The 21,016-nt window shown below is 72.3% G+C and carries 23 protein-coding genes; 4 read left to right on the top strand and 19 right to left on the bottom strand.

Annotated elements, in window-relative coordinates:
* Nucleotides 1-379 precede the first annotated feature (379 nt).
* The 10 genes from EJG53_RS43430 to hisI all read right to left on the bottom strand — a co-directional run bounded on the left by EJG53_RS43430 (nucleotide 380) and on the right by hisI (nucleotide 9,239).
* The gene (locus EJG53_RS43430) at nucleotides 380-1,507 is read right to left on the bottom strand and encodes a DsbA family protein (RefSeq protein ID WP_125047628.1); all 1,128 of its coding nucleotides are present in this window, start codon (nucleotides 1,505-1,507) and stop codon (nucleotides 380-382) included.
* 139 nt (nucleotides 1,508-1,646) lie between these two features.
* Complete coding sequence (gene trpA, locus EJG53_RS30800; protein WP_125047626.1) at nucleotides 1,647-2,465, bottom strand: tryptophan synthase subunit alpha; 819 nt, start codon at nucleotides 2,463-2,465, stop codon at nucleotides 1,647-1,649.
* Nucleotides 2,465-3,769 carry a tryptophan synthase subunit beta gene (gene trpB, locus EJG53_RS30795; protein ID WP_125047624.1) on the bottom strand — a complete coding sequence of 435 codons (1,305 nt, stop codon included), beginning with the start codon at nucleotides 3,767-3,769 and terminating at the stop codon, nucleotides 2,465-2,467. The genes trpA and trpB overlap by 1 nt, the downstream gene beginning before the upstream one ends.
* Before the next feature lie 349 nt (nucleotides 3,770-4,118).
* Complete coding sequence (gene trpM / locus EJG53_RS30790; protein WP_125047623.1) at nucleotides 4,119-4,352, bottom strand: tryptophan biosynthesis modulator TrpM; 234 nt, start codon at nucleotides 4,350-4,352, stop codon at nucleotides 4,119-4,121.
* A gap of 7 nt (nucleotides 4,353-4,359) precedes the next feature.
* The gene (gene trpC / locus EJG53_RS30785) at nucleotides 4,360-5,169 is read right to left on the bottom strand and encodes an indole-3-glycerol phosphate synthase TrpC (RefSeq protein WP_125047621.1); all 810 of its coding nucleotides are present in this window, start codon (nucleotides 5,167-5,169) and stop codon (nucleotides 4,360-4,362) included.
* A gap of 321 nt (nucleotides 5,170-5,490) precedes the next feature.
* On the bottom strand, nucleotides 5,491-5,853 hold the full coding sequence (locus EJG53_RS41565; protein WP_174856484.1) for a DUF2752 domain-containing protein: 363 nt from the start codon (nucleotides 5,851-5,853) through the stop codon (nucleotides 5,491-5,493).
* 436 nt (nucleotides 5,854-6,289) lie between these two features.
* The gene (locus EJG53_RS30775) at nucleotides 6,290-6,529 is read right to left on the bottom strand and encodes an HGxxPAAW family protein (protein ID WP_125047617.1); all 240 of its coding nucleotides are present in this window, start codon (nucleotides 6,527-6,529) and stop codon (nucleotides 6,290-6,292) included.
* Between the two features lie 87 nt (nucleotides 6,530-6,616).
* Nucleotides 6,617-7,279: a TIGR02234 family membrane protein gene (locus EJG53_RS30770; protein ID WP_371858746.1), complete on the bottom strand. Its 663-nt coding sequence runs from the start codon at nucleotides 7,277-7,279 to the stop codon at nucleotides 6,617-6,619.
* A gap of 60 nt (nucleotides 7,280-7,339) precedes the next feature.
* A complete protein-coding gene (locus tag EJG53_RS30765; RefSeq protein ID WP_125047614.1) occupies nucleotides 7,340-8,863 on the bottom strand; it encodes an anthranilate synthase component I in 1,524 nt (507 codons plus the stop codon).
* A gap of 10 nt (nucleotides 8,864-8,873) precedes the next feature.
* Nucleotides 8,874-9,239, bottom strand: coding sequence for a phosphoribosyl-AMP cyclohydrolase (hisI, locus tag EJG53_RS30760; RefSeq protein WP_125047613.1), 366 nt, complete (start codon nucleotides 9,237-9,239; stop codon nucleotides 8,874-8,876).
* 353 nt (nucleotides 9,240-9,592) lie between these two features.
* Between hisI and EJG53_RS30755 the strand changes: the two genes are divergently transcribed.
* Nucleotides 9,593-10,225 carry a TIGR03085 family metal-binding protein gene (locus tag EJG53_RS30755; RefSeq protein ID WP_125047611.1) on the top strand — a complete coding sequence of 211 codons (633 nt, stop codon included), beginning with the start codon at nucleotides 9,593-9,595 and terminating at the stop codon, nucleotides 10,223-10,225.
* A 46-nt stretch (nucleotides 10,226-10,271) separates the two neighbouring features.
* Here the strand turns inward: EJG53_RS30755 and EJG53_RS30750 are convergent, their stop codons facing one another.
* From EJG53_RS30750 to EJG53_RS30725, 6 genes are all read right to left on the bottom strand, one after another.
* The gene (locus EJG53_RS30750) at nucleotides 10,272-11,528 is read right to left on the bottom strand and encodes an ATP-grasp domain-containing protein (protein WP_125047609.1); all 1,257 of its coding nucleotides are present in this window, start codon (nucleotides 11,526-11,528) and stop codon (nucleotides 10,272-10,274) included.
* Nucleotides 11,509-12,444 (bottom strand): EamA family transporter, encoded by a 936-nt coding sequence (locus tag EJG53_RS30745; RefSeq protein WP_125047607.1) that lies wholly within the window; start codon nucleotides 12,442-12,444, stop codon nucleotides 11,509-11,511. Before EJG53_RS30745 ends, EJG53_RS30750 begins: the two co-directional genes overlap by 20 nt.
* Nucleotides 12,445-12,453: 9 nt before the next feature.
* The gene (locus tag EJG53_RS30740) at nucleotides 12,454-13,152 is read right to left on the bottom strand and encodes a YggS family pyridoxal phosphate-dependent enzyme (RefSeq protein WP_125047605.1); all 699 of its coding nucleotides are present in this window, start codon (nucleotides 13,150-13,152) and stop codon (nucleotides 12,454-12,456) included.
* The gene (locus EJG53_RS30735; protein WP_174856483.1) at nucleotides 13,149-14,117 is read right to left on the bottom strand and encodes a PLP-dependent cysteine synthase family protein; all 969 of its coding nucleotides are present in this window, start codon (nucleotides 14,115-14,117) and stop codon (nucleotides 13,149-13,151) included. The genes EJG53_RS30740 and EJG53_RS30735 overlap by 4 nt, the downstream gene beginning before the upstream one ends.
* A gap of 104 nt (nucleotides 14,118-14,221) precedes the next feature.
* Nucleotides 14,222-14,788 (bottom strand): phosphoribosyltransferase family protein, encoded by a 567-nt coding sequence (locus EJG53_RS30730; RefSeq protein ID WP_031003932.1) that lies wholly within the window; start codon nucleotides 14,786-14,788, stop codon nucleotides 14,222-14,224.
* A gap of 276 nt (nucleotides 14,789-15,064) precedes the next feature.
* The gene (locus tag EJG53_RS30725) at nucleotides 15,065-15,967 is read right to left on the bottom strand and encodes a LysR family transcriptional regulator (protein ID WP_125047601.1); all 903 of its coding nucleotides are present in this window, start codon (nucleotides 15,965-15,967) and stop codon (nucleotides 15,065-15,067) included.
* A gap of 95 nt (nucleotides 15,968-16,062) precedes the next feature.
* Between EJG53_RS30725 and EJG53_RS30720 the strand changes: the two genes are divergently transcribed.
* The 3 genes from EJG53_RS30720 to EJG53_RS30710 are packed head-to-tail and all read left to right on the top strand — an operon-like array spanning nucleotide 16,063 to nucleotide 19,461.
* Nucleotides 16,063-16,767: a succinate dehydrogenase cytochrome b subunit gene (locus EJG53_RS30720; protein ID WP_125047599.1), complete on the top strand. Its 705-nt coding sequence runs from the start codon at nucleotides 16,063-16,065 to the stop codon at nucleotides 16,765-16,767.
* 1 nt (nucleotide 16,768) lies between these two features.
* Nucleotides 16,769-18,718, top strand: a complete 1,950-nt coding sequence (locus tag EJG53_RS30715; RefSeq protein WP_125047598.1) for a fumarate reductase/succinate dehydrogenase flavoprotein subunit — start codon at nucleotides 16,769-16,771, stop codon at nucleotides 18,716-18,718.
* Nucleotides 18,715-19,461, top strand: a complete 747-nt coding sequence (locus tag EJG53_RS30710) for a succinate dehydrogenase/fumarate reductase iron-sulfur subunit (protein ID WP_125047597.1) — start codon at nucleotides 18,715-18,717, stop codon at nucleotides 19,459-19,461. The genes EJG53_RS30715 and EJG53_RS30710 overlap by 4 nt, the downstream gene beginning before the upstream one ends.
* 16 nt (nucleotides 19,462-19,477) lie before the next feature.
* Here the strand turns inward: EJG53_RS30710 and EJG53_RS30705 are convergent, their stop codons facing one another.
* From EJG53_RS30705 to EJG53_RS30695, 3 genes are all read right to left on the bottom strand, one after another.
* The gene (locus EJG53_RS30705) at nucleotides 19,478-20,245 is read right to left on the bottom strand and encodes a M23 family metallopeptidase (RefSeq protein WP_174856482.1); all 768 of its coding nucleotides are present in this window, start codon (nucleotides 20,243-20,245) and stop codon (nucleotides 19,478-19,480) included.
* A gap of 163 nt (nucleotides 20,246-20,408) precedes the next feature.
* Complete coding sequence (locus EJG53_RS30700) at nucleotides 20,409-20,783, bottom strand: hypothetical protein (RefSeq protein WP_125047596.1); 375 nt, start codon at nucleotides 20,781-20,783, stop codon at nucleotides 20,409-20,411.
* Nucleotides 20,780-20,998, bottom strand: coding sequence for a hypothetical protein (locus EJG53_RS30695; RefSeq protein ID WP_125047595.1), 219 nt, complete (start codon nucleotides 20,996-20,998; stop codon nucleotides 20,780-20,782). Before EJG53_RS30695 ends, EJG53_RS30700 begins: the two co-directional genes overlap by 4 nt.
* Nucleotides 20,999-21,016 lie beyond the last annotated feature (18 nt).

The following is a 21,016-nucleotide window of genomic DNA, read 5'->3' as shown; positions in this document are numbered from 1 at the left end:
GCGGTCGGTTACGGGCCCGGGCAGTGGTTGGCCACTGGCCCGGTCGGCGCTGTGAACGCGGCCCTGGTCAGTGGTCGGTCATGGGCCCGGTCCCGGACGGACACAAGCCCGGTCGGCGCCCGGAACGCGGACGGCGACCGGGCTCGCCCGGCACCGGCCTGTGCGCGAACCCGATCACGGGCACGAACCCGAGCACGAACGCGGACCTGAGCACGAAGGCGGAGTCCGGCGTGAAAGGCACCGCACCGAGCCGCCCCCGCACGGCGCCGGTCGAGAAGCCACCCAAGAGACCGGTCGAGAGACCGGTCAAGGGGGCCGGTCGAGGGGGCCGGTCGAGCGGGCCGCCCAAGAGGCCGGTCAAGGGCCGATCAGGGACCGATCAGGAGCCGAGCAGGAGCCGATCAGGGAGCAGGAACCCGATCCGAACTCCCGCCCGGATGCCCGGCGTCTGCGCCGGCACTGTGCCCCTGCCCGGCACCATGCCCCGCTCCGGACCCCGACCCGGCTCCGGCTCCTTGGCCGGCCCCGGCCCCTGCCCGGCACCCTGACCCGTACCGGCCGAGGCGCCCGCCGAGTGGCCCGAGCCGCTGCCCGCCGAGTGCCCGGTCCCGCTGCCCGCCGAGGCGCCGGCCGTGCCGGCTCCGTGCTCGGCCCCCGCACCGCCGGGCTTCATACCGGACGCCTTGCCCCCGGAGGCCCCGGCGGCCCCGGGTGAACCGGACGCCCCGCCCGCCTTCTTGTCCCCCGCGGCCTCCCGCACCTTCTGCTTGAGCCCGTCGGGGGTGAGGTTCTTCTCCTCCGCGAGGTTCTTGCCGTTCAGCAGGACCGTCGGGGTGCCCTGGTGGCCGGAGTTGGTGAAGGCGGTGTTGGACTTGTACACGAAGTCCGTGTAGGTGCCCTTGTCGACGCACTGCTTGAAGGTGTCGCTGACCAGCCCGTTCACCTTCCCGGCCAGCTCGATCAGGTACTTCTTGTCCGCGAACCGGTCCTGCTGCTCCGGCGGCTGGTTCGCGTACAGCACATCGTGGTACTCGCGGAAGCGGCCCGCGTCCTGGGCGCAGAGCGCGGCGTTGGCGGCGGTGACCGACCCCTTGCCGCGCATGCTGCCGTCGATGATCGTCGCGAGGTGGTAGTCGGTCCTGAGCAGTCCGGCGTCCTCCAGCTCGTGGATGGCACCGCGGAAGCCCTTCTCGAACTGGGCGCAGGCGGGGCAGCGGAAGTCCTCCCACACCGTGAGCGTGGACGGGGCCTCCTTCTTGCCGACCGGCACCGCGGGCTTGTCGCTGTCCTGGGTGCCCTTGGGCAGGGCCACCTTGTCGCTGCTGCCGGAGTCACCGCCCGAGGAGGCGGCCCAGACGCCGACGCCGCCGGCGACGGCCAGCACCGCCACCACCGCCCCGGCGACCTTCAACTGGCGGCCGCGCCGTTCGCGCGCCTTCTCCTTCTCGCGCTGGGCCTGCAGCCGCTCACGGGCGCTGCTCTTTTTGTCTTGATTGTTCTGGCTCACGCCCCTGAACAACGAAGCGGAGGGGCGCCCTCGCACCCCTCCGCCGCGTTCTTCGTCCTAACGAGGGACAGCCTCGCCGGGCACCGGCCCGGACCGGCACCGGCGCCCACTCAGACGTGCGACCGCACGCCGCCCGGGGTCACCCGCGCTTGCGTACGCCCGCCGCCAGGTCACCGGCCAGTGCGCGGACGCCCGCGAGGCCGGCCTCCAGGTCGTCCCCGGCCTCCAGCAGCCGCTTGACGAAGGCCGTCCCGACGATGACTCCGTCGGCGAACTGCGCGACCTCCGCGGCCTGTTCGGCGTTGGAGACGCCGAGGCCGACGCAGACCGGCAGGTCGGTGGTGGCCCGGGTGCGCGCGACCAGGCCCTGCGCCTCGCGGCCGACCGACTCACGGGTGCCGGTGACCCCCATCAGCGAGGCCGCGTACACGAAGCCGCTGCCCGCCTCGGTGATCTTCGCGAGGCGTTCGTCCCGGCTGCTCGGCGCGACCACGAACACGGTGGCCAGACCGTGCTGTTCGGCCGCCGCCCGCCACACCCCGGACTCCTCGACCGGCAGGTCGGGCAGGATGCACCCGGCGCCGCCCACGGCGGCCAGGTCGGCGGCGAAGCGCTCGACGCCGTACGCGTCCACCGGGTTCCAGTACGTCATGCACAGCACCGGCGCGCCGGTCGCCGCGTGCGCCTCGCCGACCGTACGGATGACGTCCTTGATCTTGACGCCGCCGCGCAGCGCGATGTCGTCGGCGGTCTGGATGACCGGGCCGTCCAGGACCGGGTCGCTGTGCGGCAGCCCGACCTCGACGACGTCGCAGCCGCCCTCGATCATCGCGGTGACGGCCCGTACGCCGCCGTCCACGGTCGGGAAGCCGGCCGGCAGGTAGCCGACCAGCGCGGCGCGGTTCTCCTCCTTGGCCGCGGCCAGGGTGCTGCTGAGCAGTCCGACGTGGCCCGCCATCACTTGCTCCCCTCGTCGTGCGCGCCGAGCGCGGTGTCGGTGGCGTCGGTGTCGTCGGCCTCCACCGCGTCGTCGGCGGGCGCCCCGTACAGCCCGAAGTAGCGGGCCGCGGTGCCCATGTCCTTGTCGCCGCGCCCGGACAGGTTGACCAGGATCAGCCCGTCCGTGCCCAGGTCCCGGCCGATCTCCAGGGCGCCGGCCAGCGCGTGGGCGCTCTCGATGGCCGGGATGATGCCCTCGGTCTGCGACAGCAGCCGCAGGGCCTGCATGGCCGCGTCGTCGGTGACGGCGCGGTATTCACCGCGGCCGGAGTCCTTGAGGTAGGAGTGCTCCGGGCCGATGCCCGGGTAGTCCAGCCCAGCCGAGATCGAGTACGGCTCGGTGATCTGTCCGTCCTCGTCCTGGAGGACGTAGGAGCGGGAGCCGTGCAGGATGCCGGGGGTGCCCTCGGTGAGGGTGGCGGCGTGTTCGCCGGTCTCGACGCCGTGGCCGCCGGGTTCGCAGCCGACGAGCCGTACGGAGGCGTCCGCCAGGAACGCGTGGAACAGGCCGATGGCGTTGGAGCCGCCGCCGACACAGGCCACCGCGGCGTCCGGGAGGCGCCCGGTGCGCTCCAGGATCTGGCGGCGGGCCTCGACGCCGATGACCCGGTGGAAGTCACGGACCAGGGCCGGGAAGGGGTGCGGTCCGGCGACCGTGCCGAAGAGGTAGTGGGTGCGGTCGACGTTGGCGACCCAGTCCCGGAACGCCTCGTTGATGGCGTCCTTGAGGGTGCGGCTGCCGGACTTGACGGCGATGACCTCGGCGCCGAGCATCCGCATCCGGGCGACGTTCAGGGCCTGCCGCTCGGTGTCGATCTCGCCCATGTAGATGGTGCATTCGAGGCCGAAGAGGGCGCAGGCGGTGGCGGTGGCCACGCCGTGCTGGCCGGCGCCGGTCTCGGCGATGACGCGGGTCTTGCCCATGCGCCGGGTGAGCAGCGCCTGGCCCAGCACGTTGTTGATCTTGTGCGAGCCGGTGTGGTTCAGATCCTCGCGCTTGAGGAAGATCCGGGCGCCGCCGGCGTGCTCGGCGAACCGCGGCACCTCGGTCAGGGCGCTGGGCCGGCCGGTGTAGTTGACCATCAGGTCGTTCAGCTCGGCGGCGAAGGCCGGGTCCGCCTTGGCCTTCTCGTACTCGGCGGCCACCTCGTCCACCGCGGCGACCAGCGCCTCGGGGATGAACTTGCCGCCGAAGTCGCCGAAGTAGCCTCCGGCGTTCGGGACCTGACCCTCCGGGTCCGGGATGAAGAAGTCAGAAGACATCCGACGTACTCCTCGATCGGGGCAACTGCCCCGGAAGTATGGATATGCGGGCATCACGGTATGCGGTGCGCCCCGCGCCCGACGCGCTCCTCGCGCGGCGCCGTGAAACGGCACGCGGCGACGGCGTGGAGACAGGACGGCGGAGGCGGAAGCGGAGCCGCGGAAGCACTGCGCACGCCACGGCCCGCAGGCAGCCGGTCCGTCCGGAACGCCCCGCCGGGCAGGCAGGGAGCAACGGTACGGAGCGGCACGGCACACAGGCCGGAAGGCGGCACATGGCGCGAACGAGCGGGCACCGGGGACGGAACCCCCGTACGGGTATTAATCACCCTCGCCCGGCAACGAGCGGCTACAGCGCGCCGTTACGACGCCATCGCCTGCCGTTGATCTGGCCCGGCTCCGCGCCGATGTGATACCTGACCCGCCGTCCGTGCACCCGGCGGGCGGGCGCCCGGCAGCCACGCGGGCGGCACCCGCGCCCCAGCGCCGCGTGCGGATCGCGCGCGGCACCGGCCGCGGCGAGCACGCCGTCCGGCCCCGGGAGGGTTCCCGGGCCGGGGCGGTGGAGGCGGGTGGTGGTCATGGGGGTGTCAGGCCCGCCCGTGCCGGATGGCGGGGTGCGAGCCGGCCGCGACCAGGTCGGCGACGGCGGTCTTCGGGTCCTTGCCGGTGACCAGCGACTCGCCGACCAGTACGGCGTCGGCGCCCTCGTTGGCGTAGGCGATCAGGTCGTGCGGCCCGCGCACACCCGACTCGGCGATCTTGACGATGTGGTCCGGGATCTCCGGCGCGATCCGCGCGAAGTTCCCCCGGTCGACCTCAAGGGTCTTCAGGTTGCGGGCGTTGACCCCGATGATCCGCGCACCGGCGTCCACCGCCCGCTGGACCTCTTCCTCGTCGTGCACCTCGACCAGCGGCGTCAGCCCGATCGACTCGGCGCGCTCGATCAGCGAGACCAGCGCCTCCTGCTCCAGCGCGGCGACGATCAGCAGCGCCAGGTCGGCGCCGTACGCGCGGGCCTCCCACAACTGGTAGGCGGTGACGATGAAGTCCTTGCGCAGGACGGGGATGTCGACCCGGGCCCGGACGGCCTCCAGGTCGGCGAGCGAACCGCCGAACTTCCGCTGCTCCGTCAGTACGGAGATGACCGCCGCGCCGCCCGCCTCGTAGTCGGCGGCGAGGCCGGCCGGGTCGGCGATGGCGGCGAGCGCGCCCTTCGACGGACTGGAGCGCTTGACCTCGCAGATCACCGTGACGCTGTCGCCCTTGAGGGCCGCTACTCCGTCCTTGGCCGGGCGCGCCTTGAGGGCCCGCTCCTTGAGCTCGTCGAGGCCGACGCGCGCCTGCCGCTCGGCAAGGTCGGCGCGGACTCCCTCGATGATCTCGTCGAGCACACTCACGCGAGCGGCCTCCTTCTTGAGCGGTGGAGGGTGACAGTCGCCCTCCGGGGCAGTGTCACCCCGTCAGGCTCTCCGATGGTATCCGGCGCGGGGCAAAGGTCTCACATCCGGTTGACGGCAGTCCCACCAGGTGGACGGAGACGCCTCGCCACGGACGGGAAACCCGCAGGTCAGACAGGCTTTCGACACCTCGGCGCACGGATCTCCGCGACCTTGATCCAGAGGCCGTGACGGGCTGTGCGTACCGCGTCCGGAGGCGGCACGGAAACGGAGGGAAACCGGAGGGAAACCCTCATGCCCGCCCCCGGCGGCCAGCGCCGGTCACGGAGTCAACCCCTCTCCGACCGGCAGATTGCGTACGGCCGTGAAGACGAGCAGCAGCCCGGCCAGCGCCCACCAGTGCGCCGCTCCGGGCCGTGGGCCCGCCGTCGGGAGCCCGCGTGCCGCCCGTACGGTCCAGGCCGCCCAGAAGAGCGCGAAAGCCGCGTAACCGGCGACTGCCAGCACATTGGCTCCGGCGGCCGTGGCGAGGTCGCCGTGCGCGACGGCGTGCGCGCTGCGCAGTCCGCCGCAGGCCGGGCAGTAGATGCCGGTGAGGGCGAGCAGGGGGCAGGCCGGGTAGTGACCGGGCTCGTTGGGGTCGACGAGCCCCACGAAGGCGAAGGAGGCGACGACGGCCGCCATGGCGCCGAGCGGCGCCGCCAGCCGCCGGACGAGGCCACGCGGCGCGGGCGGACGGACAGCAGCCGGGCGAGCAGCGGCTCGGCGGACAGCAGCCGGGCGAGCAGCGGTCGGGCGGGCAGCGGCTTGGCGGACAGCGGCCGGACGAGCAGGACCTGGACCGCCGGGCCCGGACACGGAGCCCGGCCCGCCGTCCGGTGCCACGGGTTCACTCACGAGGCGATTGTGCGGCCGCACCAGCGGGAACGCAGCGCGGCAGCCGCCGTACGGGTGACCGCTCAGACCACCCGGCCGCACCCGCCGCCCCACCCCGCCCGGACAAGCGAACGGCGCGGCCCCGGGCCACCGTACGGGGGCGCCACCAGAGCGCCTCTCCGTACGGGCCACGAGGCCGCGCCGTCGTAGGATCCGCTGTCGCCGGGCCGGGCCCGGCGGGGACTCAGCCCTCCTGGGGCCGGACCTCGGCCGGACCGTGGGAGGTCTTCTTGCCGCCCTGGCCCATCCCGGCCAGGCGCATCACGCCGCCCACGACGGCACCGAGGCCGATCAGGACCATGCCCGCCCAGAAGCCGGGCACGTTCGCCAGCACGGTGAAGGCGCCGGCGACGCAGAAGCCGATGAACGAGATGATGACGCCGGTCCAGGCGGCGGGAGTGTGTCCGTGGCCACTGCTCGACATGAGTGCTCCTCGTAGCTTTTTTCGCGCCTGAGTCGGGGCGCGGTGATCCCTCGTGGTCCATTGTCCCCGATGGCCGGGGTGCGGCCACTACCGGGTCGGGTCCTCGCCCCGGTCCAGGGACTTCCACATCTCTTCCGGGCGGTCCGGGTCGGCGGCGGCCGAGCGGCGCGGGCCGCGGGGAGCCGCGCCGGCGCGCTCGTAGCGCGCGGACATCGCGGGCCAGTGGCGCCCGTACAGCAGCGCCAGAACCCCCGCGACCAGCAGCAGCAGGCCGCCGACGACCGCCACCCAGGGCCAGAAGGTGTGCGAAACGTCCTGGACACCGGCGTCCGACAGTCCGGTCGCGGTGGCCGCCTTCTCGCGGAGTGCGGCGGTGTCGGAGATGCCGAGGTACGCGCCGACGACGGTGCCCGCGCCGCTGAGGGCGAGCAGCACGGCGACCGCCGTCCGGCCCGCCCCGCGGACGGCGAAGAGGGCGACCAGGGCGGCGAGCCCGACGATGGCGAGCGCCCCGGGCACGCCCGTGACGTCCTGCCCCGACGCGGTCTGCGGCAGTTGCCCCTGGGCGACGACGGCGGTGGCCTTCGCCCAGGTGCGGCCGGAGGCCAGCAGCACGACGGCGGCGCCGGCCGCGCCGGCGATCAGCGCGAGGGCCAGGCTGCGGCCGCTGCGTGCGGGCCTGGGCGGCGAGGCCGGCGAAGCCGCTGTCGCGCCGGTACGGGAAGGGTCTACGGCAGTCACACCCACCACTGTACGGAGGCGGCGCGCCCGCTTCCCCCGCGCGGTCCCCCAGCGCCGCGAACGCCCTGCTCAGACCCCCAGTCCGTTGGCCGTGTGCACGGCCCGCAGCACGGCGGCCGCCTTGTTGCGGCACTCCGTGTCCTCCGCCACCGGGTCGGAGTCCGCGACGACGCCCGCGCCGGCCTGGACGTACGCGGTGCCGTCCCGCAGCAGCGCGGTCCGGATCGCGATGGCGGTGTCGGAGTCGCCGGCGAAGTCCAGGTAGCCGACGCAGCCGCCGTACAGGCCGCGCCGGGTCGGCTCCAGCTCCTCGATGATCTGCATCGCGCGCGGCTTGGGGGCGCCGGAGAGGGTGCCCGCGGGGAAGCAGGCGGTGAGCACGTCGAAGGCGGTACGGCCGGGCGCCAGCCGCCCGGTCACGGTGGAGACGATGTGCATGACGTGGCTGTAGCGCTCGACGGACATGAAGTCGACGACCTCGACGCTGCCGGGTTCGCAGACCCGGCCCAGGTCGTTGCGGCCCAGGTCGACGAGCATCAGGTGTTCGGCGCGTTCCTTCGGGTCGGCCATCAGCTCGTCGGCGAGGGCCTGGTCCTCCGGGACGGTCGCGCCGCGCGGCCGCGTGCCCGCGATGGGATGCAGCGTGGCCTGCCCGTTCTCGACCTTGACCAGCGCCTCGGGGCTGGAGCCGACGATGTCGATGCCGTCCTCGAAGCGCAGCAGGTACATGTACGGGCTGGGGTTGGTGGCCCGCAGCACCCGGTAGACGTCCAACGCGGAGGCGGTGCAGGCGGTCTCGAACCGCTGCGAGGGCACGACCTGGAAGGCGTCGCCCGCGCGGATGCGCTCCTTCACGTCCTCGACCGCCTCCTGGTAGGCGGGACCGCCCCACCGCGCGGTGTACGGGGGCAGTTCGGAGGGCGGCAGGGCCGCGGCGCTCGCGGGGGCCGGGCGGGCCAGGTCGTAGGCCATCGCGTCCAGGCGGGCCACGGCGTCCGCGTACGCCTCGTCCACGCCGGTGTCCAGGTCGTTGTGGTTGATGGCGTTGGCGATCAGCAGGACCGTGCCGTTCCAGTGGTCCAGTACGGCCAGGTCGGAGGTGAGCAGCATGGTCAGCTCGGGCAGGCCGAGGTCGTCCGCGGTGCTGTCGCCGATCTTCTCCAGGCGGCGCACGATGTCGTAGCCGAGGTAGCCGACCATGCCGCCGGTGAAGGGCGGCAGGCCCTCGCCCTCGATCAGGTCGCGCGGGGTGTGCAGCGCCTCGACGGTGGCGCGGAGGGCGGCGAGCGGGTCGCCGCCGGAGGGCATGCCGACCGGCGGGGTGCCCAGCCAGTGGGCCTGCCCGTCGCGCACGGTCAGGGTGGCGGCGCTGCGGACGCCGATGAAGGAATACCGGGACCAGGTGCGGCCGTTCTCGGCCGATTCGAGCAGGAAGGTGCCCGGACGTTCGGCGGCCAGCTTGCGGTAGAGGCCCACCGGGGTGTCGCCGTCGGCGAGCAGCCGCCGGGTGACGGGGATGACCCGCCGGTCCTTGGCGAGCTTACGGAAGTTCTCCAGGTCTGGCGTGGCGGTGCCGGTGGTTCCCGAGGTCATGGCGCGGAGCCTACTGCCCTCCGGTGAGCACATCCTCATCGAAGCAGGTACGGGCTCCGGTGTGACAGGCCGCGCCGACCTGGTCGACCTTGACCAGGACGGTGTCCGCGTCGCAGTCCAGGGCGACGGACTTCACGTGCTGGACGTGTCCGGAGGTGTCGCCCTTGACCCAGTATTCCTGGCGGCTGCGGCTCCAGTACGTGCAGCGGCCGGTGGTGAGCGTGCGGTGCAGCGCCTCGTCGTCCATCCAGCCGAGCATCAGCACCTCGCCGGTGTCGTACTGCTGGGCGATGGCGGGGACCAGACCGTCGGCGTCGCGCTTGAGGCGGGCGGCGACGGCCGGGTCGAGCTGGGACTTCAGGACGCGGCTGCTCATGGGTCCATTGTGCCGTGCGCCGGGCGGCCGGTGCGCCGGGCGGTCCGCCCGTGGCTGCCGCGCCGGGGCTTCCCCGGCGGCGCGCGCGGTGCGGGTGGCGTACGGCATCCTGCCTCCATGACCCGCCAGCCGCCGCCTCCGGACGCCGACCGTACGGCGAAGGTCGCGGCTGCGGTGCTGTTCGCGATCTTCGCCGCCGGGGTGCTGGTCACGGTCGTCCTGCTGCTGCGGGGCTGAAGTACGGCGGGGACGCCCGGCGGCCGGCCGTACGACCGCGCATCCGGACATACCCGGCGCCGTGGCCGGAGCGCGGCGCCGTGGCACCGGCCGCACCCCGGTCGTAGGGTGGGCACATGTCGACCCATGCGAAGCGCGAACGGCTGCTGCTTGCCGACCTGTTGGAGAGTGCCGGGCCCGAGGGGCCGACGCTGTGCGAGGGCTGGACCGCTCGGGACCTCGCCGCACACGTCGTGGTGCGCGAGCGGCGGCCGGACGCCGCCGGCGGGCTGCTCCTCAAACCGCTGGCGAGCCACCTGGAGCGGGTGCAGCAGGAGTTCGCCGCGAAGCCGTTCGACGAGCTGTTGCGGCTGGTCAGGACCGGTCCGCCCAAGCTGTCGCCGTTCTCGCTCAAGCAGATCGACGAGGCGTCCAACACGGTCGAGTTCTTCGTCCACGCCGAGGACGTACGGCGGGCGCGGCCCGACTGGACGCCGCGCGAGCTGGACCCGGTGTTCTCGGACGCCCTGTGGTCGCGTCTGGAGAAGATGGCGCGGCTGCTGGGCCGCAAGTCGCCGGTGGGGCTGGTGCTGCGGCGGCCGGACGGCCGGACGGCTGTCGCCCACCGGGGCACGCCGGTCGTCACGGTCACCGGTGAGCCGGGCGAGCTGCTGCTGTTCACGTTCGGACGGCAGACGGTGGCGGATGTGCAGTTGGACGGGGAGAAGGACGCGGTGGCCAAGGTCCTGGAGGCCGGGCTCGGTCTGTAGGCGGGCGGCGCCCGGAGGCCGGTCAGGCGGCCTCCGGGCGCCGTGTTCACCGTTCCCTGACGACCTCGTAGAGCCCGCCCGTCTCCTGGAGTTCCAGCGCGCGCAGCCGCCGGTAGTCCGTCTCGATCTGCCGCTCGTCCTCGTGGAGGAGGTAGCAGACGCCGGGTGACGTCGCCGAGTCCACCGTGGGGCTGAGGAAGTCGCCGGCCCGGACGCCGAGGTGGTGGTCGGCGTACGAGGGCAGCTCGCGCAGCCGCTCGAAGCCGTCCAGGGACGTCAGCCGCCCCGCGAACGGGGAGATCAGCGAGACGTAGCGCAGTCCGGTGCGCGGCTCGGCCGGGACGGCGGTGCGGGCGGCGAAGGCCGCCGGGTCGCTGCCGGCCAGGGCGGTGAGTTCCACGTGGTTGGTGCCGAAACAGCGGCTGACCACGTGCGGCAGGATGCTGCCGGCCAGCCGGGCGCCGGTCTCGATCAGGACGGGCCCCTCGGCGGTCAGCATGACCTCCGAGTGCGCGGGCCCCCACCGCACGCCGAGCGCGTCCAGGACGCCCAGGAGGTACGGGGCGAGGGCGGCGGCAGCGGGGTCGTGCGCGGTCAGCGGCTCCTCGTAGTCGTAGATCGCCGCCCCGCTGCGGCCGCGCCGCTTGTGGTAGCGCCAGATCTCGGCGATGTGGTGGCGGCCGTCGACGCTGACGGTGTTGGCGAAGTACTCGGTGCCCGTCAGGCGTTCCTGGAGGACGACGGTCTTGTTGCGGTTTCCCTGGACGTTGGACGAGCTGAGGATGTGGCCGAAGGAGGTGCACAGTTCGACCGGGTCGGCACAGAAGAAGACATTGTCGGTGCCCGCGCTGTCGGCGGGTTTGACGACCAGCGGCCAGCGGCCGTGCGCCCGCGCCCAGCCGAGGGCGGTGTCGAAGCGGGAGGTGCGCAGGGTGTCCGGGGCGCGTAGCCCGTGGGCCCGTACGGCCATCGCCATGTCGTACTTGTCGCGCCGTACCCGCCGCTCGTCCGGGGCGTTGCCGGGCAGACCGAGGCGGCGGGCGAGGGTGTCGGCGAGGTCGACGCCGCTCTCGTTGCCGGGCAGGACGAAGGCGGGGGCGGCCGGGCGCACCGCGTCCAGCAGGGCCTCCAGGTCGCCGTCGTGCACCAGGCATTCGGTGAAGGCGTCCTGCGGGAAGGTCCGCAGGAGGTAGTACGGAAGGGTCGGGGCGCTCTGCACATGGACGCACTTGACGCCGAGTTCGGCGAGGGCGGCGGGCAGGAAACGGCCGGTGGAGTAGGCGTCAACGATCAGACACTGCATGGGTCCTGCTTTCCTGCGCCACCGCGGCCGGGGGCGCGCCCCGGCGGGCCAGCAGCCCGATCGCGATGAAGACGGTGATCACGGCGATGCCGAGGGTCGACGGCACCGAGAACGTCAGCCGGGAGTCGGCCAACTGGAGGAGGAGGGTCATGGCGGGCGCGAGCGCGCAGATCATGGAGGCGGTCATCGGGGTGACCTTCCGTACCCCGATCTGCACCAGGTAGGCGGGGATCGAGACGCCGATGACGGCCACCACCGCGCCGGGCACCAGCGCCCGGCCGAGCTGCTCGGCCCCGGAGAAGGACGCCAGCGTCCAGCCGACCGCCGCCACCAGGCCGAACCGCAGCCCCATGACGGTCGGTACGTCGACCCCGGCCGCGCCCAGGCGGGCGGAGAAGACGACGTTGGCGGCCCCGCCGGCGCCGGAGGCGACCGCGGCGCACAGGCCCAGTGTCATGGCCAGGGCGGCCCGGTCGCCGACGCCGCTGCGGCCGTCCAGCGACGCCCAGACCAGTCCGGCCAGGGTGAGCAGGATGCCGATCGCGGACAGCAGCTCGCCGGGCAGGACGCGGTCCCGCTTCCACCACAGGGCCTGGAGGAGGACGGTGAAGGCGGGGCCGATGGCGATGGACACGACGTTGGTGACGGCCGGCTCCATGAGCTTGAGGGCGTACAGGAGCGTCAGCCAGGTCACGGCGGTGGTGATGTTGAGGACGACGAGGTCGGCGGCGTGCGCCCGGACGACGGCCAGCAGCCGGGCCGGGCGCAGCCGGACGGCGGTGAGCAGGCAGAAGAACGCCCCGGTCAGGGTGAAGGCGACCGCGGCCACGCTCCCCGGGTCCACGTGCTGCAGGCGTTCGGAGGCGAAGACGTCCACCAGGGCGGAGAACAGGCTGAAGACGAACAGCGCGGTCACGGGACCTCCTCAGTGCCGCGGGCGCGGACCGAAGACCGCCTCGCCGACCCGCACCGTGGTCGCGCCTTCGGCCACCGCGGTCTCGAAGTCGGCGCTCATCCCCATACTGAGCTGCCGCAGGCCCGACGCGGCAGCCAGTGTGCGCAGCGTTCTGAAGTGCGGGCGCGGGTCGCCCCCGTAGGGCGGGATGCACATCAGGCCGACGACGGGGAGGCCGTAGGTGTCCACGCACTCCTTGACGAACGCGTCCGTCCCGGCGACGGGCACGCCGCTCTTGTGCGGTTCGTCGCCGACGTTGACCTGGACGAAGCAGTCCGGGCGGCGTCCGGTGCGGTCCATGGCTGCGGCCAGGGCCGCGGCCAGGCGCGGCCGGTCCACGCTGTGCAGCACGTCGAAGGCGCGGACGGCCGCCGCGGCCTTGTTGGTCTGGAGTGGACCGATGAGGTGGAGCAGGGTGCCGGGGTGGCGCTCGCGCAGCGGCGGCCACTTGCCCTGGACCTCCTGCACCCGGCTCTCGCCGAAGTGCCGGTGTCCGGCTTCCAGGGCGGCGGTGATCGCGGGCGCGCCGTGGAACTTGCTGACGGCGACGAACCGTACGTCCCGGGGCGGCACCCCGGCGCGCGTACAGGCCAGGTTCAGGCGGGCGGTGACGGCGGCCAGGCGCGCCGCGACGTCCGGTGCCGCCGTGGACAACCGCTCGGCGCTCATGAGTCCGTCTCCGCCCCGTACTGCTCGTACCGGCCGTCCCAGATGCTGAGGTACTTCCAGGCGGAGTCGAACAGCACGGTGACCACGATCTCTTCCGGCGGCAGGGTCCTGGCCAGCCGCTGGGCGGCGAAGATGTTGCCGCCGGCGGTGGGCCCGACGGGCAGTCCTTCCTCGGAGATGAGGCGTTTCATGGTGTTCCAGCCGTCGTCGCCGGTGATCAGTTCGACCTCGTCGACGAGTTCCTCGCGGAGGTTGGCCGGTACCTTCCCCGGGCCCAGACCCATCATGTTGTGGCTGTGGTGCTCGAAGGGCAGGCCGTGCCGCTTGGCGTACAGGGCGGCCGAGCGGTCCACCTCGACGGCCCAGGTGCGCAGGGCGGGGTGGGCGCTCTTGAGGATGTCGGCGATGCCGGTGAAGGTGCCGCCGGTGCCGATGGAGCAGATGAAGTGGCCGGGGGTCTCGCCCGCCGCGTGCAGGTCGGCGACGAGTTCGCGGCCGCAGGAGCGCCAGGCGCGCCAGTTGAGCTGGTTGGTGGACTGGTCGAGGAAGTGGCTGCCGAGGTGTTCGGCCACGTATCGCCGGGCGGTCTCCTCGCCCTCCAGCAGGAAGCCGTCGGCGGAGGTCTCGACGACCGTGCCGCCCCAGGACGCGATCTGTTTACGGCGTTCTTCGGTCATGCCTTCCGGCATGATGACGACAATGCGGTATCCGCGTTGGGCGCCGACCCGGGAGAGCGCGGCGCCGCCGTTTCCGGTCGAACATTCGACCAAGGTCATTCCGGGGCTGATCGTTCCGGCCCGCTCCAGTTCATCGATCATGTAGGAGAAGACCCGGTCCTTGTGACTTCCGGTGGGATTACGGAATTCACATTTCGCGAATATGCGGGCGGCTCCGGGTTCGGCAATATGGCGTAGTTCGTACAACGGTGTGCGGCCGGTCTCGGCGCCGGGGCTGGTGGTGCTCACACAGAACTCCTCGGGCGGGTGTGAACGGTGGTTTTCCGGCATGCGTACGGAGAACGGGGGCGCGCGCGGCGCGAGGGCGCGCGGCGGCGTTCCCCGTGCGGCGGTCAGCCCAGGACGGCGACGCGGCCGGACTCCGGGTCGACCGCGATGCGGATGACCGAGCGGACCTGGATGCCGAAGCGCTCGGCGACCCGCTGCCGGCCGCCGTTCTCCGGCTTCTCCACCGCCACCAGGACTTCCTCCACCCGGGCACCGGCCGCCCGGACGGCCTCGATCAGGGCGATCAGGGTGCCGCCCGTGCTGATGGTGTCGTCGACGATCGTCACCCGGTCGCCCGGCTCGACGCCGTTGACGTAGAGCGTGCCCGCGAAGTACTCGCTGTCCAGCGGCACCGAGATGCCGTGCCCGCTCAGGTCGTAGGTGTACCAGCGGGCGACGGCGAGCGGCAGCCCGACGGCCAGCGACACCGCGCTGCCGAGAATCGCGCCCTTGTCCTCCTCGACCAGGATCTTCCCGGTCTCGAAACTGCCCAGTTCGATCAGCCGGCTGGTCGCCTCCGCGAGCACTTCCGGGCGGAGTGCGGGCGACTGGTCGGTGAATTCATTGACGGTGGTGATATGCCGCCCCGATTTGACGGTCGGCGCACCCGCGTAAACCTCTTCCAGCAACATCGGCTTTCCTGTGCCTTTCCCCCGTGGCGCCCATTGCTGTGCCGTTGTTCGGCAAGTGCAGCTTTTTTACCGCCCTAAACGTAGAAAAGGCAATGGTCGCCCTGGATTGTGCCCGGAAACAGCCTGTTCTCGTTGGGACCACTGTGCCTCGCGCCGGTTCGCGCCCCCTGTCACCTGGGCGGCGCCCCGGGTGGGGGCGCTTAGCTTCTCGGCCGTGTGGCCGAAAAACGCCCTTTACCCGGGCCCCGGCGGGGTCGTCGGCGCGCCGTGTTCGCGTCAGCCGCCCGGCCGCTCCAGCCCCAGGTGTGTCAGCAGTATCCGCCGCAGCTCCCGGGCGGCCCGCGGCGGCGAGACGTCCCCCCGGTGCGCCACCGAGATCACCCGGTGCATGCCCCGGGTCGCGAAGCGGGTGACGCGCAGCCCCGAGCGTTCGGCGACCATGCTGGGCACGACCGCGACGCCCAGCCCGGCCCGTACGAAGCCCAGCACCGCGTCCATCTCGCCGCCCTCCACCGTGAACACCGGCTCGAATCCGGCCGCCCGGCACGCCGCCGTGGTGAACTCCCGCAGGTCGTAGCCGCGCCGGAACATCGCCAGCGGCCGGTCGCGCAGATCCTCCACGCGCATCCGCCGGCCGCCGCCCACCGGGGCCGGGCGGTCCGGCGCGGAGACCACGACCAGTTCCTCGCGCAGCAGTTCGGCGGTGGCCAGCGCCGGGGCCTGCTCGGGCAGGGGCGTGATGATGAGGGCGAGGTCCAGCTCACCGGCCGCCAGGACGCGTACGAGATCCTGCGAACCGTCCTCGTGGACGACCAGTTCCACTCCCGGATAGGCGGCGTGGAAGACGCTCAGCACGTCCGGGACCAGGCTCGCGCACAGGCTGGGCGGCGCGCCGAGCCGCAGCCGGCCGCGCCTGAGCTGCGCGACCTCCTGCACCTCGCGCCGGGCGGTCTCGGTGTCGGCGAGGATGCGCCGGGCCAGCGGCAGCAGGGTCCGGCCCGCGTCGGTGAGGGTGATGTGGCCGCGCGCCCGGTGGAACAGATCGGCGCCCAGTTCCCGTTCCAGGGCCTTGATCTGCTGCGAGAGGGAGGGCTGCGCGACGTGCTCGCGCTCGGCGGCGCGGGTGAAGTGGCGGGTGTCGGCGACCGCCACGAAGTAGCGGAGCTGCTGCGGCTGCATACGGCCGATGATAGGCGTCGATAGGGAGAGCCTATGGAGATGAGCCGGACCATGTCTTGGACTGATGGGCAGGCCGGTCCTTACCGTCGGGACCCATGGCACTGGACACCCGGACGGAACGACGGCCGTCCTTCGCGGGCCTGTTGTGGCGCTCGACCGTCGGCAAGAAGACCGCGATGGCGGTCAGCGGCGTGGTGATGCTGCTGTACCTGGTCGCGCACATGCTGGGCAACCTCAAGATTTTCTTCGGCTCCGACGAGTTCAACGGCTACGCGCACTGGCTGCGGACCGTCGGCGAGCCCTTCCTGCACCACGAGTGGTTCCTGTGGATCGCCCGGGTGGTGCTGCTGGCCGCCGTCGTCACGCACGGCGTGGCCGCCTTCCAGCTCAGCCGCCGCGACATCAGGGCGCGGCCGAGCAAGTACGTGCACAAGAAGCCGCGGCAGAGCTACGCGACCCGCACCATGCGCTGGGGCGGCGTCATCCTCGCCCTGTTCATCGTCTGGCACATCCTGGACCTGACGACGCTGACGGTGAACCCGCGGGCCGAGGCCGGGCACCCGTACCAGAACCTGATCGCCTCCTTCGACCGCTGGCCCGTCACCACGCTCTACATCGTGGCGATGCTCGCCCTCGGCCTGCACGTCCGGCACGGGTTCTGGAGCGCCGCGCAGACGCTGGGCGTCGGCAGCGCCGCCCGCGACCGGGTGCTCAAGACCGTCGCCAACCTCGTCGCCCTGGTGCTGACGGCGGGCTTCGTCGCCGTACCGGTGGCCGTCGTGACCGGAGCAGTGAGCTGACATGACCTCCTACACCGCGTACGCGACCGGGGAACCGGTCGCCGACACCAAGGCGCCCGAGGGCCCGGTCGCCGACCGCTGGGACACCCGCCGCTTCCAGGCCAAGCTGGTCAACCCGGCCAACCGCCGCAAGCACACCGTCATCGTCGTCGGCACCGGCCTGGCCGGCGGCTCGGCGGGCGCCACCCTCGCCGAGCAGGGCTACCACGTGGTCCAGTTCTGCTACCAGGACTCCCCGCGCCGCGCCCACTCCATCGCCGCGCAGGGCGGCATCAACGCCGCGAAGAACTACCGCAACGACGGCGACTCCGTGCACCGCCTGTTCTACGACACCGTCAAGGGCGGCGACTTCCGCGCCCGCGAGTCCAATGTGCACCGCCTCGCGCAGATCTCCGTCGAGATCATCGACCAGTGCGTGGCCCAGGGCGTGCCCTTCGCCCGGGAGTACGGCGGCCTGCTCGACACCCGTTCCTTCGGCGGCGTCCAGGTCTCCCGTACGTTCTACGCCCGGGGCCAGACCGGGCAGCAGTTGCTGCTCGGCGCCTACCAGGCGCTCTCCCGGCAGATCGCCGCCGGGAACGTGGAGATGCACCCGCGTACGGAGATGCTGGACCTGATCGTCGTCGACGGCCGGGCGCGCGGCATCGTGGCCCGCGACCTGATCAGCGGCCGGATCGACACGTACTTCGCGGACGCCGTGGTCCTCGCCTCCGGCGGCTACGGCAACGTCTTCTACCTGTCGACCAACGCCATGAACTCCAACGCCACCGCGATCTGGCGCGCCCACCGGCGCGGCGCCTACTTCGCCAACCCCTGCTTCACCCAGATCCACCCCACCTGCATCCCGCGCACCGGCGACCACCAGTCCAAGCTGACGCTGATGAGCGAGTCGCTGCGCAACGACGGCCGTATCTGGGTCCCGAAGGCCAAGGGCGACACCCGGCCGCCCGCCGAGATCCCCGAGGCGGAACGCGACTACTACCTGGAGCGGATCTACCCCTCCTTCGGCAACCTCGTCCCCCGCGACATCGCCTCCCGCGCCGCGAAGAACGTCTGCGACGAGGGGCGCGGCGTCGGTCCCGGAGGCCAGGGCGTCTACCTGGACTTCGCCGACGCCATCGCCCGGATGGGCCGCAAGGCCGTCGAGGACAAGTACGGCAACCTCTTCGACATGTACGAGCGGATCACCGCGGAGAACCCGTACGAGGTCCCGATGCGGATCTACCCCGCCGTGCACTACACGATGGGCGGTCTGTGGGTCGACTACGACCTCCAGACCACCGTCCCCGGCCTGTTCGCCATCGGGGAGGCCAACTTCTCCGACCACGGCGCCAACCGGCTCGGCGCGTCCGCCCTCATGCAGGGCCTCGCCGACGGCTACTTCGTCCTGCCGTCCACGATCAACGACTACCTGGCCCGCAACCCGCACCACGACGAGATCACCGCCGACCACCCCGCCGTCCAGGAAGCCCTCGCCGAGACGGAGGACCAGCTCAACCTCCTCCTGTCCGTCGACGGCGACCGCACGCCCGACTCCTTCCACCGCGAACTGGGCGAGCTGATGTGGGAGCTGTGCGGCATGGCCCGTACGGAGAGCGGCCTGCGCAAGGCGCTCGACCGCATCCCGCAGATCCGCGAGGAGTTCTGGCGCCGCATCAAGGTGCCCGGCACCGGCGAGGAGTTCAACCAGTCACTGGAGAAGGCCAACCGCATCGTCGACTACCTGGAACTGGCCGAGCTGATGTGCCTCGACGCGCTGCACCGCGCCGAGTCCTGCGGCGGTCACTTCCGCGAGGAGTCGCAGACCCCCGACGGCGAGGCCGCCCGCCGCGACGAGGAGTTCTCCTACGCCGCGGCCTGGGAGTTCACCGGCACCGGCACGGCTCCCGTCCTGCACAAGGAAGACCTGGTCTTCGAGTACGTCCACCCCACCCAGCGGAGCTACGCATGAAGCTCACCCTGCGCGTCTGGCGGCAGCGCGACGCCGACGCCGACGGCGGCATGTCCACCTACGACGTGGACGGCATCTCCCCCGACATGTCCTTCCTGGAGATGCTCGACACCCTCAACGAGGAACTCATCCTCAAGGGCGACGACCCCGTCGCCTTCGACCACGACTGCCGCGAGGGCATCTGCGGCGCGTGCAGCCTGGTCATCAACGGCGAGGCGCACGGCCCGGAGCGCACCACGTCCTGCCAGCTCCACATGCGCTCCTTCCGGGACGGCGACACCATCGACGTCGAGCCGTGGCGCGCGGCGGCCTTCCCCGTCGTACGGGACCTGGTCGTCGACCGGTCCGCGTTCGACCGGATCATCCAGTCCGGCGGCTACATCACCGCGCCGACCGGCGCCGCACCCGAGGCGCACGCCACGCCCGTACCGAAGCCGGACGCCGACTCCGCGTTCGAGCACGCGGAGTGCATCGGCTGCGGCGCGTGCGTGGCGGCCTGCCCGAACGGCTCGGCGATGCTGTTCACCTCGGCGAAGGTCAACCACCTCAACGTCCTCCCGCAGGGCACGCCCGAACGCGAGTCCCGGGTGCTGGACATGGTCACCACCATGGACGACGAGGGCTTCGGCGGCTGCACCCTCGCCGGCGAGTGCGCCACCGCCTGCCCGAAGGGCATCCCGCTGTTCAGCATCACCAGGATGAACCGGGAGTACGTACGGGCGGCCCGCAAGGGCGGGCGGTGACGCGGGTAGCCACCGCCTAGTCGAACGCCCCGTGCCGGCGCAGCCAGGCCATCGGGTCGACCGCCGACCCGTAGTCCGGGGTGGCCCGTACCTCGAAGTGCAGGTGCGGTCCGGTGACGTTGCCGGTGGCGCCGGACCGCCCGATGCGCTCACCGGCGCCGACGGTGGCGCCCACCGGCACCCGGATCTGCGACAGGTGCGCGTACTGCGTGTACGACCCGCTGTGGTGCCGGACGACGACCTCGTACCCGTACGCGCCGCCCCAGCCCGCCTTCACGACGGTCCCGCCGCGGGCGGCGCGGACGGCGGTGCCGACGGGTACGGCGAAGTCCTGCCCGGTGTGCCCGTTGGCCCAGTGGCCGCCGCCCGCCCCGAACCCGGCGGTGAGCGTGCCGCCTCTGACGGGCCGTACGGCGTCGCCGGACGCGGCGCGCACGGCGGGCCGCTCGGCGGTCCGGGAGGCGCGCCGCTGCGGGACCGCGGCCGGACCGCCGAGCTTCAGTTTCGTACCGACCTTGATCAGGTCCGGATCACCGCCGACCGCCGAGCGATTGCTCGCGTACAGCTTCGCCCAGCCGCCCTTGACGCCCTGCTTCGCGGCGATCTCGGAGAGGCTGTCACCGGGGGCGACGGTGTACGTCCCGCCGTCCGCGGCGGAGGCGACGGACGCGCCGACGACCGGCAGCGCGAGGGTGGCGGCCGCGGTCGAGGCGCGGGTGAGTAATCGCCCCGCACCACTGCGGCGACGGGGTGCTCGGTGACGGCCGGTCGGGGAGAACATCATCACGGGGCGTCCTTCCGGTGGGCATCCGGGATCCGAACGCCAGCACGGTAGGGAGGCCCCGTCCATGAACACAAGCACCACGGGGGAATCGGACAGCGGCTGTCCCGATAGGCCCGTTACGCGCGGCGGCCCACGCGGTCACTTACCGCGCTGGCCGCACCTCCTAAGACTTCCAGCTCCGCAGCCGCCGCGCGGCGTCGAGCAGGTCCGTCCGCTTCTCACGGAGGTCGCGTACCAGTTGCGACATCGCGCCTGGGGGCGGCGCAATATCCTCGCCGGAATCCTCCATGTACGTCCAGGCGCACGCAGCTCCGATGATGCCGTTGTAGTCCTCGAACGGCCGCAGGAGCACCATGGTTTCCAGTAGCGTGGCAGCTCGTGTCGGAGTCTCCTCGTAATAGACCTCGCCTGCGAACCTCTCGAACCGGTGCCTTTCCACGACGGCGTGCAGTGCGCCCCAGTCACGCAGACGCGGGTCGCTGGGGACGTGGCTGGCTTGGATGCCCAGGATCCAGCCGGCGTCGACGGTGAGGATCACCGGTCCCCCTCCTCAAAGGAGTCGATGAACTCGGGCGCCAAGATCGCGAACTTCTCGCTTGCACCCTCGACGAACTTCTGCCGTTGCCGCCGCCGCACCACGCTCTCGGTCAGTATCCCGTGTGCCAGCCGCTTGATCGCGACGCCCCGCTCCTTGGCCTCGGCACGCAGTTCGGACAGCTCTTCCTCGGTGAACTCAATCGTGATTCCAGGCATATGCGCAGGCTAGACCCG

Source organism: Streptomyces chrestomyceticus JCM 4735, assembly GCF_003865135.1.
In the GTDB taxonomy this organism is placed as follows: domain Bacteria; phylum Actinomycetota; class Actinomycetes; order Streptomycetales; family Streptomycetaceae; genus Streptomyces; species Streptomyces chrestomyceticus.
This window is presented reverse-complemented; position numbering and strand designations above follow the sequence as displayed.

Excerpts from the sequence above, each read along its gene's own strand:
- EJG53_RS30750 (WP_125047609.1), bottom strand. The coding sequence starts at position 11,528 with ATGCAGTGTCTGATCGTTGACGCCTACTCCACCGGCCGTTTCCTGCCC.
- trpB (WP_125047624.1), bottom strand. The coding sequence starts at position 3,769 with ATGTCTTCTGACTTCTTCATCCCGGACCCGGAGGGTCAGGTCCCGAAC.
- EJG53_RS30755 (WP_125047611.1), top strand. The coding sequence starts at position 9,593 with ATGTCGACCCATGCGAAGCGCGAACGGCTGCTGCTTGCCGACCTGTTG.
- EJG53_RS30695 (WP_125047595.1), bottom strand. The coding sequence starts at position 20,998 with ATGCCTGGAATCACGATTGAGTTCACCGAGGAAGAGCTGTCCGAACTG.
- EJG53_RS30710 (WP_125047597.1), top strand. The coding sequence starts at position 18,715 with ATGAAGCTCACCCTGCGCGTCTGGCGGCAGCGCGACGCCGACGCCGAC.
- hisI (WP_125047613.1), bottom strand. The coding sequence starts at position 9,239 with ATGAGCAGCCGCGTCCTGAAGTCCCAGCTCGACCCGGCCGTCGCCGCC.
- EJG53_RS41565 (WP_174856484.1), bottom strand. The coding sequence starts at position 5,853 with ATGGCGGCCGTCGTCGCCTCCTTCGCCTTCGTGGGGCTCGTCGACCCC.
- EJG53_RS30730 (WP_031003932.1), bottom strand. The coding sequence starts at position 14,788 with ATGTTGCTGGAAGAGGTTTACGCGGGTGCGCCGACCGTCAAATCGGGG.
- EJG53_RS30705 (WP_174856482.1), bottom strand. The coding sequence starts at position 20,245 with ATGATGTTCTCCCCGACCGGCCGTCACCGAGCACCCCGTCGCCGCAGT.
- EJG53_RS30775 (WP_125047617.1), bottom strand. The coding sequence starts at position 6,529 with ATGTCGAGCAGTGGCCACGGACACACTCCCGCCGCCTGGACCGGCGTC.
- EJG53_RS30725 (WP_125047601.1), bottom strand. The coding sequence starts at position 15,967 with ATGCAGCCGCAGCAGCTCCGCTACTTCGTGGCGGTCGCCGACACCCGC.
- EJG53_RS30740 (WP_125047605.1), bottom strand. The coding sequence starts at position 13,152 with ATGAGCGCCGAGCGGTTGTCCACGGCGGCACCGGACGTCGCGGCGCGC.
- trpA (WP_125047626.1), bottom strand. The coding sequence starts at position 2,465 with ATGGCGGGCCACGTCGGACTGCTCAGCAGCACCCTGGCCGCGGCCAAG.
- EJG53_RS30715 (WP_125047598.1), top strand. The coding sequence starts at position 16,769 with ATGACCTCCTACACCGCGTACGCGACCGGGGAACCGGTCGCCGACACC.
- EJG53_RS30720 (WP_125047599.1), top strand. The coding sequence starts at position 16,063 with ATGGCACTGGACACCCGGACGGAACGACGGCCGTCCTTCGCGGGCCTG.
- EJG53_RS30765 (WP_125047614.1), bottom strand. The coding sequence starts at position 8,863 with ATGACCTCGGGAACCACCGGCACCGCCACGCCAGACCTGGAGAACTTC.
- trpM (WP_125047623.1), bottom strand. The coding sequence starts at position 4,352 with ATGACCACCACCCGCCTCCACCGCCCCGGCCCGGGAACCCTCCCGGGG.